Origin of the sequence: Methylobacterium sp. WL18 (assembly GCF_008040015.1) — a bacterium.
Classification (GTDB): Bacteria; Pseudomonadota; Alphaproteobacteria; order Rhizobiales; family Beijerinckiaceae; genus Methylobacterium; species Methylobacterium mesophilicum.
This window is the reverse complement of the sequence record NZ_VRVD01000061.1, coordinates 1-15155: the sequence shown is the minus strand read 5'-3', so window position 1 is coordinate 15155 and position 15155 is coordinate 1. Positions and strand designations below refer to the sequence as shown.

Genomic DNA, 15155 nt, shown 5'->3' with positions numbered 1-15155 from the left:
TTCCGGCGGCGCGCCGGGGCGGCGCGGTCGGGTCGTCGAAATCCGGAGCGTAGACCGGGGCCGCCTGCGGCGCCGGAGCGGCCTGAGGAACGGGACGGACCACCGGCGGGCGGCCGGTATAGGGCAGATAACGGTCGCCGCGGCGGACGTAGAACGCGCCGTTCTGGTCCTGATAGAGCTGGCCGTCGTCGCCGAGCCCGTCGATCCCGGACTCGGCGACCGGGCCGCGACCTTGGGCGTGGGCCGTCGAGGCGAGCGCGAGGACGGTGAAGCCGGCCAGGAATAGGCGGCGGATCGGGGCGGACATGGCGCGGTTTTCCCTGGATGGCGCGGCGTCACCGGGAGCGTGCGGCGGCGCGCGATCGAGCAGGCCAGCACGAATACACGGCCAAGCTCATTCCAGGCCTTAGCAAAGATCACGCGGCATCGCCAAGTTGCACGAGTCCTCACCGGGCGAAGTCTGATGTCGCCGCGTGTACTTCTCCGCACTTGTGTTGCGTTCCTGCCTCAACCGCCTGCCCGCGCGTTCACCCTGATGCAGGAACGGGCGGGACGAATCCGGTTCCGAGCGGCATCGGCCTTGCGCCGGCCGGCAACCTCCGGTTGATGCCACCCACCGGCATCCCCGCCGGGCGAAGGGTCTTGGCCGTGCACGCGCGTGTGTTGGTGAGCGCTACAATTCTGGTTGCGGCCCTGCTTCTCGGACCGGGCGCGCAGGCCCGCCGCGCCGTGACGGCGGAACCGCCCAAGGTCACGGAGCCGGCCGGAACCTGGACCTCGGGGACCCAGCCCGAGCGCGATTGCGGCCGCGCCCGCCGCAAGTTCTGGGTGCCCCAGGAGGGCTGGATCGTCCGTACTGTGGTGTCGTGCCGCTGATGGGGTGGTTCCAGGTGCCGCACGATTCCGAAGCAGCGGTGCCTGTATCGGCGGCAATCCCGCATTCGGGCGAGAGCATGTTCTGCAGCAGGACCAACTTTTTCCGATCTTAGAAGACGGCCTATCTGAGCCCTGACGTCGGGATGGCGGGTTTGGGTTGCCGTCCGTCCCGTCGATCCGCCTCGTCAGTGCGAGCGCAGCGCAGCAACCTGGGGAAACGCCAGGTTCGGAGACCGCGCGCCGCACTGAGTTGCTTCGCTGCGCTCGCAAAGACGGCGTCGGCCGACCGGAGGCCGTACCGGCCGGCGCGTTCATCAGAACGTCCTTCCTCCAAGCGAATTGGCACGCATGCTGCTTTGCCGAAGCGCCGCGCCCTGCTGCGGCGGCGGAGCAACGACGCTCCAAACAGCGGACGGTGTGAGTCCGGATCCCCGGCATGAGCGACCGCTTGGCGGTTCGCCTCACTTAGACGAGCACCAGCTATGGCCAGCTTCAAGACGGCGATGAAGTCGGGTCACCCCCCGACCCTGTTTGCGGCGTTCCTCTATTTCGATTTCTGCTTCGCCATCTGGGTCCTGAACGGCGCCATGGGCCCGTTCATCACCGAGACCTACAAGCTCACGCCGGCCCAGACCGGCTTCATGATCTCGCTGCCGATCCTCGCCGGTGCGCTGATGCGCTTCCCGCTGGGGATCCTGGCCCAGTATATCGGCCGCAAGAACGCCGCGATCACCGAGATGACCGTGATCATGATGGCGATGGCCTACGGCTTCTTCGCGGTCTCCTCGTACAACGACGTGCTCGCCATGGGCGTGCTGCTCGGTATCGCGGGTGCCTCCTTCGGCGTGGCCCTGTCCCTCGGATCGGGCTGGTTCCCGCCGGAGCACAAGGGCTTGGCGATGGGCATCGCGGGGGCCGGCAATTCCGGGACCGTGCTGGCCGTGCTGTTCGCTCCGCCGCTGGCGCAGGCCTACGGCTGGCAGACCACCTACGCCTTCGCGGGCGTCGTGATGCTCATTCCGCTGGCGGTCATGATCGTGTTCGCCAAGGAGCCGCCGGACACCGCGCACCAGTCGTTCAAGGAGCACGTCTCCTGCCTGTTCACCAAGGACGGCTGGGCGTTCTCGCTGATCTACGTGATCACCTTCGGGGGCTTCGTCGGCCTGTCGAACTTCTTGCCGACCTTTTTCTACGAGCAGTTCTCGGTCACGAAGGTCGAGGCCGGCCGCTTGACCATGCTGGCGGCCTTCATGGGCTCGGGCATCCGGATCGTCGGCGGCTACTTCGCCGACCGGATGGGCGGGATCGCGGTGCTGTCGGTGGTGCTGCTCGCGGCGATCGCGACCTTCCTGTCGCTGATGGCGACGCCCTCGCTCGCCGTGACCACGCTGCTGTTCATGCTCTGCTTCGCGGCGCTCGGCGCCGGCAACGGCGCGTTGTTCCAGCTCGTGCCCCTGCGCTGGCCGGCCAACACGGCGGTCGCCGGCTCGATGATCGGTGAGGTGGGCGCGCTCGGCGGCGCGATCCTGCCGAACGTCATGGGGCTGTCGAAGCAGTATACCGGATCGTTCTCGCTCGGCTTCGTCGGCTACGCGGTGTTCACCGCGGCGGTGCTGGGCTGCCTGATGCTGTGGCAGCGCAAGTGGGTCGGCAGCTGGGTCGGTCCGCGCGGCAAGGCGCTGGGCAGCGAGGCGGAGACCGGTCAGCTCCAGCCGGCGACGGTCTGAGCGGGTCGACACGATCCAGACCCGCAAACGTCCGACGGGAGCCGCGAGGCTCCCGTTTTTCGTTTCCGCCGTTCAAATTGAATTCGTGCCGAGCCCCCTCGACGCATGGTTGCCTTCCGGTGCAAGAGGCGTTTGAATAACGAATACCAAAACGCGCACGTCCCTTCGGATGCGGCGCGAGGCGACCGCGAAACGCGGCGTTTGCTAGGGAGGAATGGTCGATGTTGAAGCGCGTCAGCGCCACCAACGCCGTGCTCGGCCTGCTCTGCGTGATGTATTTCATCACGTATCTGGACCGGGTGAACATCGCGACCGCCGGTGCCGAGATCATCCGCGAATTCGGCATGTCGAAGACCGACTTCGGTCTTATCCTGTCGGCCTTCGCCTACCCGTACGCGATCTTTCAGGTTATCGGCGGATCGGTCGGCGACAAGTTCGGTGCCCGGCGCACGCTGCTGGTCTGCGGCATGATCTGGGCCTCGGCCACGATCCTGACCGGCTTGGTCGGCGGCCTCGTCAGCCTGTTCCTGGCTCGCGTGCTGCTCGGCTTCGGCGAGGGCGCGACCTTCCCGACCGCGACCCGGGCCATGCAGAACTGGACGGCGCCGGGCCGTCGCGGCTTCGCGCAGGGCATCACCCACGCCTTCGCCCGGCTCGGCAACGCCGTGGCGCCGCCAATCGTGGCGTTCCTGATGTACCATTTCGGATGGCGCGCCAGCTTCGTGATCCTGGGCGGAATCAGCTTCATCTGGGTGGTGATCTGGTACCTGTACTTCCGCGACGACCCCTCCGATCACCCGAAGATCACCGCCGCGGAACTCGACGCGCTGCCGCCGCCTCGCAAGGTCGGGGCGAAGCAATCGGTGCCGTGGGGGCCGCTCACCCGGCGCATGCTCCCGGTTACAATCACGTATTTCTGCTACGGCTGGACCCTGTGGCTGTTCCTCGGCTGGCTGCCGAGCTTCTTCAAGGAGAATTACGGCCTCGACCTCAAGAACTCGGCCCTGTTCGCGTCGGGGGTCTTCTTCGCCGGCGTCGTCGGCGATACGGTCGGCGGCATGCTGAGCGACTCGATCCTCCATCGCACCGGCAACGTGAAGCTCGCCCGCCTGTCGGTGATCGTCGTCGGATTCCTGGGCGCGGCCGCGAGCCTGGCGGGTGTGTTCCTTACCCGCGACCTGACCCTGGTGGCGCTGCTGCTGTCCTCCGGATTCTTCTTCGCCGAACTGGTGATCGGGCCGATCTGGTCGGTGCCGATGGATATCGCGCCGAAATATGCCGGCACCGCCAGCGGGCTGATGAACACCGGCTCGGCCATTGCGGCGATCGTCTCGCCGATCGTGTTCGGGCTCATCGTCGACCTGACCGGGAGCTGGACGCTGCCGTTCGTCGGATCGGTCGGCCTATGCCTGCTCGGGGCGGCCCTCGCCTTCACGATGCATCCCGAGCGCGAATTCGTTGAACCCGTCACCGGGCCGGTGGGCCCCGTGGCGCCTGCGCCGGCCGGGGAGTAGCGCCGCGATGGTGGAGACAGCCGGACGTTCCGGGCCGCTCGCCGGCATGCGGGTGATCGAGCTGGCGCACATCATGGCCGGCCCGGTCTGCGGGCTGATGCTCGCCGACATGGGCGCGGAGGTCATCAAGGTCGAGAAGATGGACGGCGACGACACCCGCCGCACCGTCCCGCCGGCGCTCGAGGGCGAGAGCGCCGCCTACATGATGATGAACCGCGGCAAGCGCGGGCTGAGCCTCGACCTCAAGAACCCGGACGGCGTGGCGGTTCTGCGCCGCCTGCTCGGGACCGCCGACGCGCTGATCGAGAATTACCGCGGCGGCACCATGGAGCGCCTGGGTATCGGCTATGAAACCCTGCGGCAGGAGTTTCCGGCGCTCGTCTACTGCTCGCTCTCGGGCTTCGGCCGCACTGGGCCCTATGCCGACCGCGCCGGGTTCGACCTCGTCGCGCAAGGCATGAGCGGGTTGATGTCGGTGACCGGGGAGGGGCCCGGACGGCCGCCGATGAAGTGCGGGCCGCCGGTGACCGACATCACCGCCGGGATCCTGGCCGCCATGGGCGTGCTCGCAGCCTATACCCACCGGCTGAAGACCGGGCGGGGCCAGGCGGTCGACACCTCGCTGTTCGAGGCCGGCATCACCCACACCTACTGGCAATCGGCCATCGCCATGGCCACTGGGATCGCGCCGGGGCCGATGGGCTCGGCCCATCCGCTGAACGCCCCCTACGAGGCGTTCGAGACCGCCGACGGCTGGATCACCATCGGCGCGGCCAACCAGACCAACTGGCTGCGGATGCTCAGGGCGGTCGATGCCGAGGCCCTGGCCGAGGATCCGCGCTTCGCCCTCAACCGCGACCGCATGGCCAACCGCCACGAACTCGCGGCCACCCTGGCGCCGATCTTCTCGGCGGAAACCTCGGAGGTCTGGCTGGCGCGCCTGGAAGCCGGCGGCGTCCCGGCGGGGCCAGTGCTCGACGTCAACGCTATGCACCAAGACCCGCAGACGCTCGCCCGCGAGATGGTGGTGGAGGTCGAGCACAGCCGGGTCGGCCGGATGAAGACGCTCGGCTTGCCGGTGAAGTTTTCCGACACGCCCGGCCGGGTCCACGGCCCGGCGCCGTTGCTCGGCGAGCATTCCCGGGCGATCCTGGCCGAGGCGGGCTACACCGCCGCCGAGATCGACGGACTGATCGACAGGGGCGTGGTCCGCGAGACCGCGGCCTGATCCCTCCCGTACCCGGAGACGCAGCGATGAGTGCCACGCCCGCCACCGACGAGCTGCTGTTCACCACGGACGAGGCCGGGATCGCCCGGATCGTCCTCAATCGGCCGCAGGCCCGCAACGCGCTGACCTTCGCGATGTACCAGGGGCTGATCACCTGCTGCGAGGCGATCGCCGCCGATCCGGCCGTAAAGGCGCTGATCATCACCGGCGCCGGCGACAAGGCCTTCGCGGCCGGCACCGACATCGCCCAGTTCCGCAGCTTCGAGACCGCCGAGGACGCGCTGGGCTACGAGCGCTTCATGGACCGGGTGCTCGGCGCCCTGGAGCGGCTGCGGGTCCCGACCATCGCGGCGATCGCCGGGGCCTGCACGGGTGGCGGCGCCGCCATCGCGGCGGCCTGCGACCTGCGGATCGCCACCCGTGACGCCCGATTCGGCTTTCCGATCGCCCGGACGCTCGGCAATTGCCTCAGCCAGGGTAACCTCAAGCGGCTCTCGGGGTTGATCGGGCCGGCGCGGGTCAAGGACATCATCTTCACCGCGCGCCTCGTGGGCGCCGAAGAGGCGCTGTCCATCGGCCTCGTCGGCGAGGTGGTGGACGACCGCGCAGCCCTGACCGACCGGGTCGACGCCCTGGCGCAGCTCCTCGCCGGCCACGCGCCGCTCACCATGCAGGCCACCAAGGAAGGCCTGCGCCGCCTCGCCGAGGAGGAGCCCACCGCCGACGGCGCGCCGCATCCCGGCGATGACCTCATCCTGCTGTGCTACATGAGCCAGGATTTCCGCGAGGGCATGGAGGCGTTCCTGGGCAAGCGCACGCCGGACTGGAGCGGCCGTTGAATGCCTGACCGCGTAGCGTTACATTCGCGCGGCACATGAGAGATACGGCCCTTCTGTTATGGCGCTGTCCGAGTTCCCCCGTACCCGCCCGACGGAGCCCGATGCCCGAACAGGCGCGGGGGAGGATGCGGCTCGGGCTGAGACAGCGCGCCGAAATTTCGAGCGCGTCGCCGCGCTGATCGCCGCCGCAAACCCGCTGGACACCGACACGGACGCTGTGAGCGACCTCGACCTTCTCGAGGCTGCCACCGCGCTCAGCACCCAGAGGACGTGAGCGCAGGCATCGGGACTGCCGATGGCGGCCGCGCGCCGCCGCGATCGGTGCTGCGTATCTGTCTCGATGTGAATGTTTGGATCGCCTATCTGCTGGCTCTGCAGCGCGGCCGAACCGGTACTGCACCCATGCGCTTGGTCGCGATGGTGCAAGCTTACGCAGCCGGAGACATATCCCTTCAACTGACGGTCTCGCGCGAGATGCTATGCACCCTCGAACGGGTGCTGAAGCGGCAGGGCCTGCCGGACCACCTCGCCGAAGGGTTTCCTCAGGTCGTCGACGGGTTGATGCGCTGCGGTCCGGAACGGCTGCATCCGGCCGTGCTGACGGCGGGGCGCGACCAGCTCGCCATGACCGACCGCGAGGATGCGGGCGTGTTGGCCTTCTGCATCGCTGACCGGGTCGATCTGCTTGTCACCGACAACCTCGTGGATTTCGTCACGAACGACTCCGAGCGTCGCAACACGCAGCGCGTCGGCCGCTCGAACGGGACGACCCGCCAGCTCTTCACCCTGCTCCATGAGCGCGCCGACGGTGTATCGCTCGTCGTGGCCCACCCGATCGATGCGGTTGCTTGGCTCGCGAACGGATGCCGGCCGAACCCAGGTTCGCTGCGCCAGCGCTATCCCTGATGCGCCGGGCCGCCGCTCACCCCGGCTCCTGACAGACATCGACCCAGGCGGCACCGGTCAACTCGGCCATGCGGCCGGGGGGGATGCGCACGGCGCTGTTCGTGCTGCCGGCCGCAGGAAACACTTCGTCGAAGGCCTGGAGCGAGATGTCGCAATAGACCGGCAGCGGCGCGGCAAGCCCGAACGGGCAGACCCCGCCGACCGGGTGGCCGGTGAGCGACTCGACTTCGCCGAGATCGAGCATCCGGACCTTGCCGCCGAACACGGCCTTCGCCTTCCTGTTGTCGAGGCGCGCGTCGCCGCGGGTCACCACCAGGGCGACTTGATCGCCGATGCGGATCGAAAGCGTCTTGGCGATCTGCGCCGGGGCGACCCCGTGGCCGGCTGCGGCTTCCGCCACGGTCGCGGTGCTGGTGGCCAGCTCGATGACCGTGATGTCGGGCGCCTTGTCGGCGAAGAACGCACGGACCGTCTCAAGACTCATGGAAGGTGTCCTTCGAGTAACGCGGGTCGCGGCGAGGGCGGCCGGTAGATCAGCGAAGCATCCGGACCATCCGCGTCGCCGGTCATAGAGGATGCGAGCGTGGCCGAGAAAGCGCTGCGGTTCGACCTGCAGCCAACTGCGCGCCGAATCGGGATGCGCCGCTGCGAAGCGACTATCTTTCGTGGCGGTTTGGGCGCAGGCTCGCCGCATTACCGGAAGAGCGGCAACAGGCTCCGGTGACTGAGGACGGCATGTCCCCGCCTGTGATCGGCGGACGAAAACATGGCAACCCTCCTCGCATTCCCGGCCACGCCGTCCGGCGCGGCGACGACCTATCAGGCCTACCGGTTCGCCGCGAACGGCAGCGTCCGCTCCACGGTCCCGGTGGACGCCCTGGACGACGACGCGGCCGAGCGCCACGCCACCACCCTGCTCGATGGTCACCGCATCGAGCTCTGGGCCCGCGGGCGCTTCATCGCGCATGTCAAACCGTAGGCCATCGCCGCCGCGACCGCTCCGTCACGTCACCCGTCTTGAACCCAAGGATCGACCGCATGGCCTCCGAGAAGCAGCGTAGCAACCGCGAGACGAAGAAGCCCAAGAAGGCGGTGCCGAAGATGAATGCGGCGGCGCCCTCGCAGAAGAACCCCGTCTCCGCGGCCGTGAAGAAGTCCGAGGGACGCTGAATTCCGTCGGATCGGGCTTCGCGCGGCGGCATCGCTCTTCGCGCGACGCCGGCAGCGGTGCGAGGCGTGTCAATCACGTCTCGCAAGATCCGTTTGCGAGGGGCTTCCGATCGACGGTGCATTGAGCTTCGATCGTGACACGTCGTGGATTCCGGGCACCGCGGCGCGGCACCGGGATGACGGCGCTTGGCAGCTTCGATTCAGCCACCGCATGGAGAAAAGACAAAGCTTTTCCCACCCGCTGAAAAGATGAACATCCCAAGCTAAGTGATCCGGAGTCCCATCGGAAAGGCGACTCCCGCTGAATCCTGTGCCCGTACTGCCCGGCCCGATCGGTGAATCCGCCTGCCCGCGCGGGAGAAGAACTCCAATACGCTCAAGGGCTCGCGTGGACGTCCAGCCGACCCTTCCGAGCCCTGCAACGGCACGTCTTTTGGGACGGCCGGATGGGGTTGGAACAGCCTGGTCGAACCGACCCTAGACTCCCCGTCCCGGCGTCACCCCTTCAACGGCCGCGCCTGCAGGATCGCCGCGCGCACGAACGGCCGCTTCAATTGCGTGCCGATATTGGCGCGCCCGACGAATTCCTGGGCACCGGGGTGGCTGCGCACCGCTTTGACGAGGTTCAGTCGGTGGCCGCTGCGGAACCGGTAGGGCTCGCCCACCGCCCCGGCGAGGAACGCCTCGACGCTGGCGTCGATCTCGTCCTCGGCGATCACGTTCGCCGTGTGCAGCATCTGGATGGTCTGAAGGTCGGTCATCCCGGATAGATAGGGCAGCGGCGCCGGTCACGCAGCCACGATGACCGGCGCTGCCGTTGGCTTGGATGTCCGGCACTACCGCGTCGTCGCGAGGAGCAGGTCCGGCAGCCACATGGCGATGCCCGGCACTAGGCACAGGATCAGGATCGCCACCGCCATCAGGATCACGAAGGGCAGGGTGCCCCAGATGATGTCCGAGAGCGGGATGTCGGGGGCGATGTTCTTGATGACGAAGATGTTGAGGCCCACCGGCGGGTGGATCAGCCCCATCTCCATGGTGATGGTCATGACCACGCCGAACCACACCAGGTCGAAGCCCGCGGCCTTGAGGGGCGGCAGGATGATCGGGGCGGTCATCAGGATGATCGAGACCGGTGGCAGGAAGAAGCCGAGCACGATCACCAGGCCGAGGATCGTCACCAGCAGCACCCACGGCGAGAGCTGCATCGCCACGATCGCGGCGGCCGCCGATTGCGACAGGTGCAGGTAGCTCATCACGTAGGCGTAGAGCAGCGACATCCCGATGATCAGCATCAGCATGGTCGATTCACGCAGCGTCGCGATCAGGATCGGGCTGACGTCGCGGAACCGCCACACGCCGTAGATCGCGGCGATCAGCCCGAGCGCCAGCAGGCCGCCGAGACCGGCCGTCTCCGAGGGCGTGGCGTAGCCGCCGTAGAGCGCCACCATCACGCCGGTGAGCAGCACCACGAAGGGCAGCACCCGCGGCAGCGTCGAGAAGCGCTGGGCCATGCTGTACTGCTCGTCGGCCAGGATCGGCGAGGCCGGCCCGCCGCGCTCCAGCACCGCCTTGGCGGCGGAGAATTCCGAGCGGAACCGGTACATCGCCCAGGTCGCGAACAGGGCGACCAGCAGCAGCCCCGGCCCGATGCCGGCCAGGAACAGGCGCCCGAGCGACTGCTCGGAGGCCACCGCATACAGGATCATGGTGATCGAGGGCGGCAGCAGGATGCCGAGGGTGCCGCCGGCCGCGATGATCCCGGCGGCGAAGCCCGGAGAGTATCCGCGCTTGCGCATCTCCGGGATGCCGGCCGAGCCGATCGCCGAACAGGTGGCCGGGCTCGAGCCCGCCATGGCGGCGAACAGCGCGCAGGCGAAGACGTTGGCGATGCCGAGGCCGCCGGGGATGCGGTGCATCCAAGCATGCATCGCCGAATAGAGGTCCTGGCCCGCCCGGGACCGCCCGATCGCCGCGCCCTTCAGGATGAACAGCGGGATCGACAGCAGGGTGATCGAGGCCATCTCCTCGTAGACATTCTGCGCCACCGTATCGAGGGAGGCGCTCGGCATGAACGCGACCATGAAGGCCAGCGCCACCGCGCCGAGCGCGAACGCGATGGGGATGCCCGACAGCATCGCCCCGAGGGTGGCTCCCGCATACAGGAAGCCGATCGCCGCCGTGCTCATCACTTGACCCTCGCGTCGACGGTCCGGCCCATCGGATCGGGCCCCTGGGGGGTGACCCCGGGCGCGTCGCGCATATCCTTGTTGACGTCGGCGCCGATGCCGATTTTCGGCTTGGCCCAGCCCGCCGCCCGCGGCCCGTAGACCAGAGCCTCGGCGATCTGCAGGATGAATTGCAGGCACAACAGGCTCATGCCGGCGGCCATCAGCGTGTAGGGGATCCAGAGCGGGGGACCCCAGGTCGATTGCGAGGTCTGGCCGTCGATCCAGGCCTCGTGGTCGAGAGACCAGCTCTTCCAGGCGAAGAACAGGCAGAACATCAGGCTGATCACGTCCACCAGCAGCAGCCGGACCCGGTTGACCGCCGGCGGCAGCAGGCCGGTCAGCGCCTCAATCGCGACGTGGCCGCGCTTGGCCTGGACCCCGGCGGCGGAGAAGAAGGTCGCCCCGACGATCAGGAAGACCGCCATCTCGTCCTGCCAATCGGTGGGCTCCTTGAGCAGGTAGCGGACCACGACGCTGTGGCTCAGCACCAGGCAGGCGCCGACGAGGCAGAGCCCGCCGAGGCCGAGGATCACGCGGTTGATGCCGCGCAGCGCCCGGTCGAACAGGCCGAGCAGGCCGGGAAGGCGCGGCTCCTCGGCGCCCTTCGCGTCGGGCAGCGCGGTGGCGGCGTCGAAGCCGTGGCTCACGCGACCTGCTCCGCCAGCTTCAGCAGCTCCGCGCAGCTCGCGTTGCGGCCTGCATAGTCCTTCCAGGCGGTCTCCCGGGCTAGTTCCCGCCACTGGCTCAGCGACTGCTCGTCGAGCTGCGAGACCTTGGCGCCGGCCTTGGAGAAGATCTGCTCGACCCGGGTGTCGTCCTCCTTCGCGCCGGCCTGCCCGAAGGCTTCGAGCTCGGCGCCCACCGCCATGATCAGGTCCTGCTGATCCTTCGGCAGGCCGGAGAACACCGTCTTGGACATCATGATCGGCTCGAGCATGAACCAGTAGGAGCGCTCGCGGCCCGAGGTCAGCGCCTTCGCGAGTTCTTCCAAACGGAACGAGATCAGGCTGGTGGACGAGGTGATCACCGCGTCGCACGCACCGGTCTGCATCGCCGCGTAGGATTCGTTCGACGGGATCGACAGGGTGGCGGCACCGGCCTGCTTCATCATCAGGTCCATCTCACGGGACCCGCCGCGGACCTTCATGCCCTTGGCGTCGGCCGGCGCGATCAGCCCCCGCTCGCGGCTGGCGACGCCGCCGGCCTGCCAGACCCAGGAGACCAGCACGATCCCCTTGGATTCCAGCAGCTCGGTGAGCTTGCGCCCCACGGGGGCCGACTTCCATGCGAGAGCCTGCGCGTAGGAGGTCACGAGCGCCGGCATCAGGCCGATGTTCAGCTCCGCGATCTCGCCGCCCGCGTAAGGGCTCGGATAGAGCGACATGTCGAGCGCGCCCTTGCGCATGGCGCCGAACTGAGCGTTCGTCTTCATCAGCGAAGAGCCCGGATAGACCTGGACTTCCAGGGCGCCCTTCGAGCGCTCGCCGACCGCCTGGGCGAATTTCCGGCACATCCGATCGCGGAAATCGCCCTCGTCGATGGTCCCGCCGGGGAACTGATGCGACAGCTTCAGGACCGTTGCGGCCTGCGCGGCGCCGAGGCCGAATCTCAGGATGGCAGGCGCCGCGAGGGCGGCTGCGACCAGCGTACGACGTGTCGGCGTCATGGCTCTCTCCCGCACCGCACACTTGGCGGCGTCCGTTTTTGTGCATCGCAATACTGATTTGCGATGGTTGTATGCACGAAAGACGCTCTTGTATATTTTGTCAACACTGAAGCATATGTGACTGGCGGAACGTCGGACGGTGTTTCAGGAAGCCGACGCACGCAGCGCCCGTTGTCGGCGCAGAGGGACCGGAGGGATGAGCCACGCTCAGCGCTTGAGGCAGCGGATCGAGGACGAGATCGTCTCGGGCGACCTCGCGCTCGGGTCGCGCCTCGACGAGAATCAGCTGGCTTTGCGTTTCGGCGTCTCGCGCACGCCGATCCGCGAGGCGCTGCTGCAACTGGCGGCGACCGGCCTGGTCCAGGCCAAGCCGCGGCGGGGCGCCATCGTGAGCGCGCCGGAGCCGTACCTGCTGCTCGCGATGTTCGAGGCCATGGCAGAGATCGAGGCCGCCTGCGGCCGGCTCGCCGCCCGACGCCTGGTCCCTGAGGATTCGGAGGCCCTGCAGGCGGCACTCGCCGGCTGCAAGGCGGCGATGGCCCAGGAAGATACCGAGAGCTACTACGCCGAGAATTACGTGTTCCACACGGTGGTCTACCGGGCGAGCCGCAACGCCTTCCTGGCCGAGCAGGCCCTGTCGCTGCACCGTCGGCTTGCGCCCTACCGCAGGTTGCAATTGCGGGTCCGGCAGCGCCTCCCGCAATCGCTGGCCGAACATGAGGGCATCGTGGCCGCGATCCTGGCCGGCGACGAGGTCGCGGCGGCCGAAGCCCTGCGCAGCCACGTCATCGTCCAGGGGGACCGCTTCACGGATCTGGTGGCCGGGCTCCGGACGCCGAGCGCCGCCTGAGCGTGTCGCGCGGCCAGCTTAACCGTAAACCCCGGCGAAAATTGCTTAGCTTGCCGATCAGACTCGACTAGAAGTTGAGCTGCCGGCATGTTCGTCCCAAGAAATCGGGGATGGTCATGCTGAAGGACATCGTGAGAAGCGCCGGGCGCCGCGCCGGACTCGACATCTTCCGGGCGAGCACCGAGCCGTTCCGCTGGAGCCATACGGTCCACGACTATCACCCGGTGGTGCCGTCCTCCCGCTGGACGCCCGGCCGCGCGCCGCACGGTCAGCTCCGCTCGGTCCTGGCCCGGGAGAGCGTGGCTTACGACGCGTTCCTGACGGCTTTGGAGGCGCAGGCCGACCTGCTCCACGGCGTCCCCCACGATCCCGCCATCGGCGATCCGGCGACGCCGCACTGGAACAACACGTGGTTCACGGCCCTCGACGCGGCCGCCCTGATGACCATGCTTGCGTGGAAGCGGCCGGCCCGCTACCTCGAGATCGGGTCCGGCTGCTCGACCTGCTTTGCTCGCTACACGATCGACGCGCTGAAGCTGCCGACCACGATCACCTCGATCGACCCGATGCCCCGCCGCGAGATCGATGCGCTCTGCGACACGACGCTTCGCACGCCCCTCGAAGGCTGCGACCTGACGATCTTCGAAGAGTTGCGCGCCGGAGACATCGTTTTCTTCGACGGATCACACAGATCCTTCGCCAATTCCGACGTGACGGTGTTCTTCTTCGAAGTCATGCCCCGGCTCGCCCCGGGCGTGATCGTGCAGATCCACGACATCTTCATCCCGGACGACTACCCGGCCGCGTGGAACTGCCGGCTCTACAACGAGCAGTACCTGTTGGCCGCCATGCTGATGTGCGGGGCGCCGCCGTTCCGGGTGACCGTCCCGGTGATGTATCTCTGCCAGGATCCGGCGACGCGCGCCCGGGTGGAGGCGGTCTTCGCCGCCCGCGGGCCGGGGCCCGACATACCGTTCCTCTATCCCAACGATTCCCGCACCCCGGGCGCCTCGTTCTGGTTCGAGATGACGGCTCAGTCGACCTCGACCACCCCGTAATTGGCTGCAATCACGGACTTTTTCCCGCGGATGTGCTCGCGCATCAAGGTCGCGACGGCGGTGCCGTCCCGGGCGCGCAGCAACGCGATCATGCGCTCGTGCTCCGACACGGCCCGGGCCCACTGGTCCGGGGTCTGCCGGGCGGAGTAGCGCGACCGCTGGATCCGGCCGGACAGGCTCTCGTAGATGTTGGCGAGGACGGTGTTGCGGCTCGCCGCCATGATGCCTTCGTGGATCTGCCGGTTGCGGCTGAAATATCCAGCCTCGTCCCCCGCCTTCCAGGCCGCCACCATCGCCTCGTGGTCGGCCTCGATCGCGTCGATCTCGGAGTCCGAGATCGTCCGGCAGGCGAGATCGCCCGCGGTGGCCTCGAGCCCGGCGATCACCTCCATCATCTCCTCGAGTTCTGTCTCGGAGATGCTGGCGACGCGCGCCCCGCGGTTGGGGAGGAGTTCAAGCAGACCCTCGGTCGCCAGGATCTTGATCGCCTCACGCAGGGGCGTGCGCGAGATCCCGAAACGCTCCGTCAGCTCGCCTTCGTTGATCCGCGCCTTCGGCTCCATCTCTCCGGAGCGGATCAGTTCACGCATCCGGTCCGCCACCTCGTCGTGAAGATAGCGGCGGCTGATCCCGATGCCGGGGTCGATCTTGTTCATGGGCCCACGGTGCACGCACGGTCAAAGCAACCTATGTGCATGTGTAGGTGCCCGGCAATTCAGTGTCGAGGCGGCGGGGCGTGCACGAGCGCGTCATCGAGAAGGCGGGCCACGTGTTCCGCGCGGAGGCCGAGGCCGTCGTGAATCTGGTGACGGCAGCTGGTTCCGTCGGCCACCACGATGTCGCCGGGCCCCGCCGCGCGCAGGGCGGGGAACAGGGACAGCTCGGCCATCGCGAAGGAGGTCTCGATCGTCTCGGCACCGTAGCCGAACGCCCCGGCCATGCCGCAGCAGCTCGATTCGATGACCCGCACATCGAGGCCGGGCACGCTCCGCAGCACCGTTTCCACCGAGCCCATCACGCCGAAAGATTTCTGGTGACAATGTCCGTGCAGGTGCGCGACGCGGCCGCCCTGGTCCGCGAGCGGCAGCGC

At 68.1% G+C, this 15155-nt stretch carries 16 protein-coding genes and 2 pseudogenes; 10 read left to right on the top strand and 8 right to left on the bottom strand.

Features of this window, described 5'->3' with window-relative positions:
- Nucleotides 1-307 (bottom strand): annotated as a pseudogene (locus tag FV228_RS08080) (L,D-transpeptidase); the annotation flags it as partial.
- A 359-nt stretch (nucleotides 308-666) separates the two neighbouring features.
- On the opposite strand from FV228_RS08080, the gene FV228_RS08075 reads away from it, so the two are divergent.
- The 6 genes from FV228_RS08075 (at nucleotide 667) to FV228_RS08050 (ending at nucleotide 7090) form a co-directional block, all read left to right on the top strand.
- Nucleotides 667-876, top strand: a complete 210-nt coding sequence (locus tag FV228_RS08075; RefSeq protein WP_147854135.1) for a hypothetical protein — start codon at nucleotides 667-669, stop codon at nucleotides 874-876.
- 482 nt (nucleotides 877-1358) lie between these two features.
- The gene (locus FV228_RS08070; RefSeq protein ID WP_147854134.1) at nucleotides 1359-2603 is read left to right on the top strand and encodes an MFS transporter; all 1245 of its coding nucleotides are present in this window, start codon (nucleotides 1359-1361) and stop codon (nucleotides 2601-2603) included.
- 221 nt (nucleotides 2604-2824) lie between these two features.
- Nucleotides 2825-4117: an MFS transporter gene (locus FV228_RS08065; protein ID WP_147854133.1), complete on the top strand. Its 1293-nt coding sequence runs from the start codon at nucleotides 2825-2827 to the stop codon at nucleotides 4115-4117.
- Between the two features lie 7 nt (nucleotides 4118-4124).
- The gene (locus FV228_RS08060) at nucleotides 4125-5345 is read left to right on the top strand and encodes a CoA transferase (protein WP_147854132.1); all 1221 of its coding nucleotides are present in this window, start codon (nucleotides 4125-4127) and stop codon (nucleotides 5343-5345) included.
- Between the two features lie 26 nt (nucleotides 5346-5371).
- Nucleotides 5372-6184: an enoyl-CoA hydratase/isomerase family protein gene (locus FV228_RS08055; protein WP_147854131.1), complete on the top strand. Its 813-nt coding sequence runs from the start codon at nucleotides 5372-5374 to the stop codon at nucleotides 6182-6184.
- Between the two features lie 270 nt (nucleotides 6185-6454).
- Nucleotides 6455-7090 (top strand): PIN domain-containing protein, encoded by a 636-nt coding sequence (locus FV228_RS08050; RefSeq protein ID WP_147854130.1) that lies wholly within the window; start codon nucleotides 6455-6457, stop codon nucleotides 7088-7090.
- Nucleotides 7091-7106: 16 nt separating this feature from the next.
- On the opposite strand, the gene FV228_RS08045 is transcribed toward FV228_RS08050, so the two are convergent.
- On the bottom strand, nucleotides 7107-7574 hold the full coding sequence (locus FV228_RS08045) for a YbaK/EbsC family protein (protein ID WP_147854129.1): 468 nt from the start codon (nucleotides 7572-7574) through the stop codon (nucleotides 7107-7109).
- Between the two features lie 282 nt (nucleotides 7575-7856).
- Here FV228_RS08045 and FV228_RS08040 point away from each other — a divergent pair, with 282 nt between their 5' ends.
- The gene (locus tag FV228_RS08040) at nucleotides 7857-8069 is read left to right on the top strand and encodes a hypothetical protein (protein ID WP_147854128.1); all 213 of its coding nucleotides are present in this window, start codon (nucleotides 7857-7859) and stop codon (nucleotides 8067-8069) included.
- A 59-nt stretch (nucleotides 8070-8128) separates the two neighbouring features.
- A complete protein-coding gene (locus tag FV228_RS34765) occupies nucleotides 8129-8260 on the top strand; it encodes a hypothetical protein (protein ID WP_281406478.1) in 132 nt (43 codons plus the stop codon).
- A gap of 497 nt (nucleotides 8261-8757) precedes the next feature.
- Here the strand turns inward: FV228_RS34765 and FV228_RS08035 are convergent, their stop codons facing one another.
- From FV228_RS08035 to dctP, 4 genes are all read right to left on the bottom strand, one after another.
- Nucleotides 8758-8997, bottom strand: coding sequence for a hypothetical protein (locus FV228_RS08035; RefSeq protein ID WP_246693864.1), 240 nt, complete (start codon nucleotides 8995-8997; stop codon nucleotides 8758-8760).
- Nucleotides 8998-9096: 99 nt separating this feature from the next.
- Nucleotides 9097-10449, bottom strand: coding sequence for a TRAP transporter large permease (locus FV228_RS08030; protein WP_147854126.1), 1353 nt, complete (start codon nucleotides 10447-10449; stop codon nucleotides 9097-9099).
- Nucleotides 10449-11138: a TRAP transporter small permease gene (locus FV228_RS08025; RefSeq protein ID WP_147854125.1), complete on the bottom strand. Its 690-nt coding sequence runs from the start codon at nucleotides 11136-11138 to the stop codon at nucleotides 10449-10451. Before FV228_RS08025 ends, FV228_RS08030 begins: the two co-directional genes overlap by 1 nt.
- Nucleotides 11135-12157 carry a TRAP transporter substrate-binding protein DctP gene (dctP, locus tag FV228_RS08020; RefSeq protein WP_147854124.1) on the bottom strand — a complete coding sequence of 341 codons (1023 nt, stop codon included), beginning with the start codon at nucleotides 12155-12157 and terminating at the stop codon, nucleotides 11135-11137. The genes FV228_RS08025 and dctP overlap by 4 nt, the downstream gene beginning before the upstream one ends.
- A 196-nt stretch (nucleotides 12158-12353) precedes the next feature.
- Here dctP and FV228_RS08015 point away from each other — a divergent pair, with 196 nt between their 5' ends.
- Entirely contained in the window at nucleotides 12354-13007 is a 654-nt protein-coding gene (locus tag FV228_RS08015) for a GntR family transcriptional regulator (protein ID WP_147854123.1), read from the top strand.
- A 116-nt stretch (nucleotides 13008-13123) separates the two neighbouring features.
- Complete coding sequence (locus tag FV228_RS08010) at nucleotides 13124-14065, top strand: class I SAM-dependent methyltransferase (RefSeq protein WP_147854122.1); 942 nt, start codon at nucleotides 13124-13126, stop codon at nucleotides 14063-14065.
- Here the strand turns inward: FV228_RS08010 and FV228_RS08005 are convergent.
- Together FV228_RS08005 and FV228_RS08000 are read right to left on the bottom strand one after the other, a co-directional pair.
- A complete protein-coding gene (locus FV228_RS08005) occupies nucleotides 14041-14721 on the bottom strand; it encodes a GntR family transcriptional regulator (RefSeq protein WP_147854121.1) in 681 nt (226 codons plus the stop codon). The genes FV228_RS08010 and FV228_RS08005 overlap by 25 nt on opposite strands.
- A gap of 59 nt (nucleotides 14722-14780) precedes the next feature.
- Nucleotides 14781-15155, bottom strand: a pseudogene (locus FV228_RS08000) (FAD-binding oxidoreductase); the annotation flags it as partial.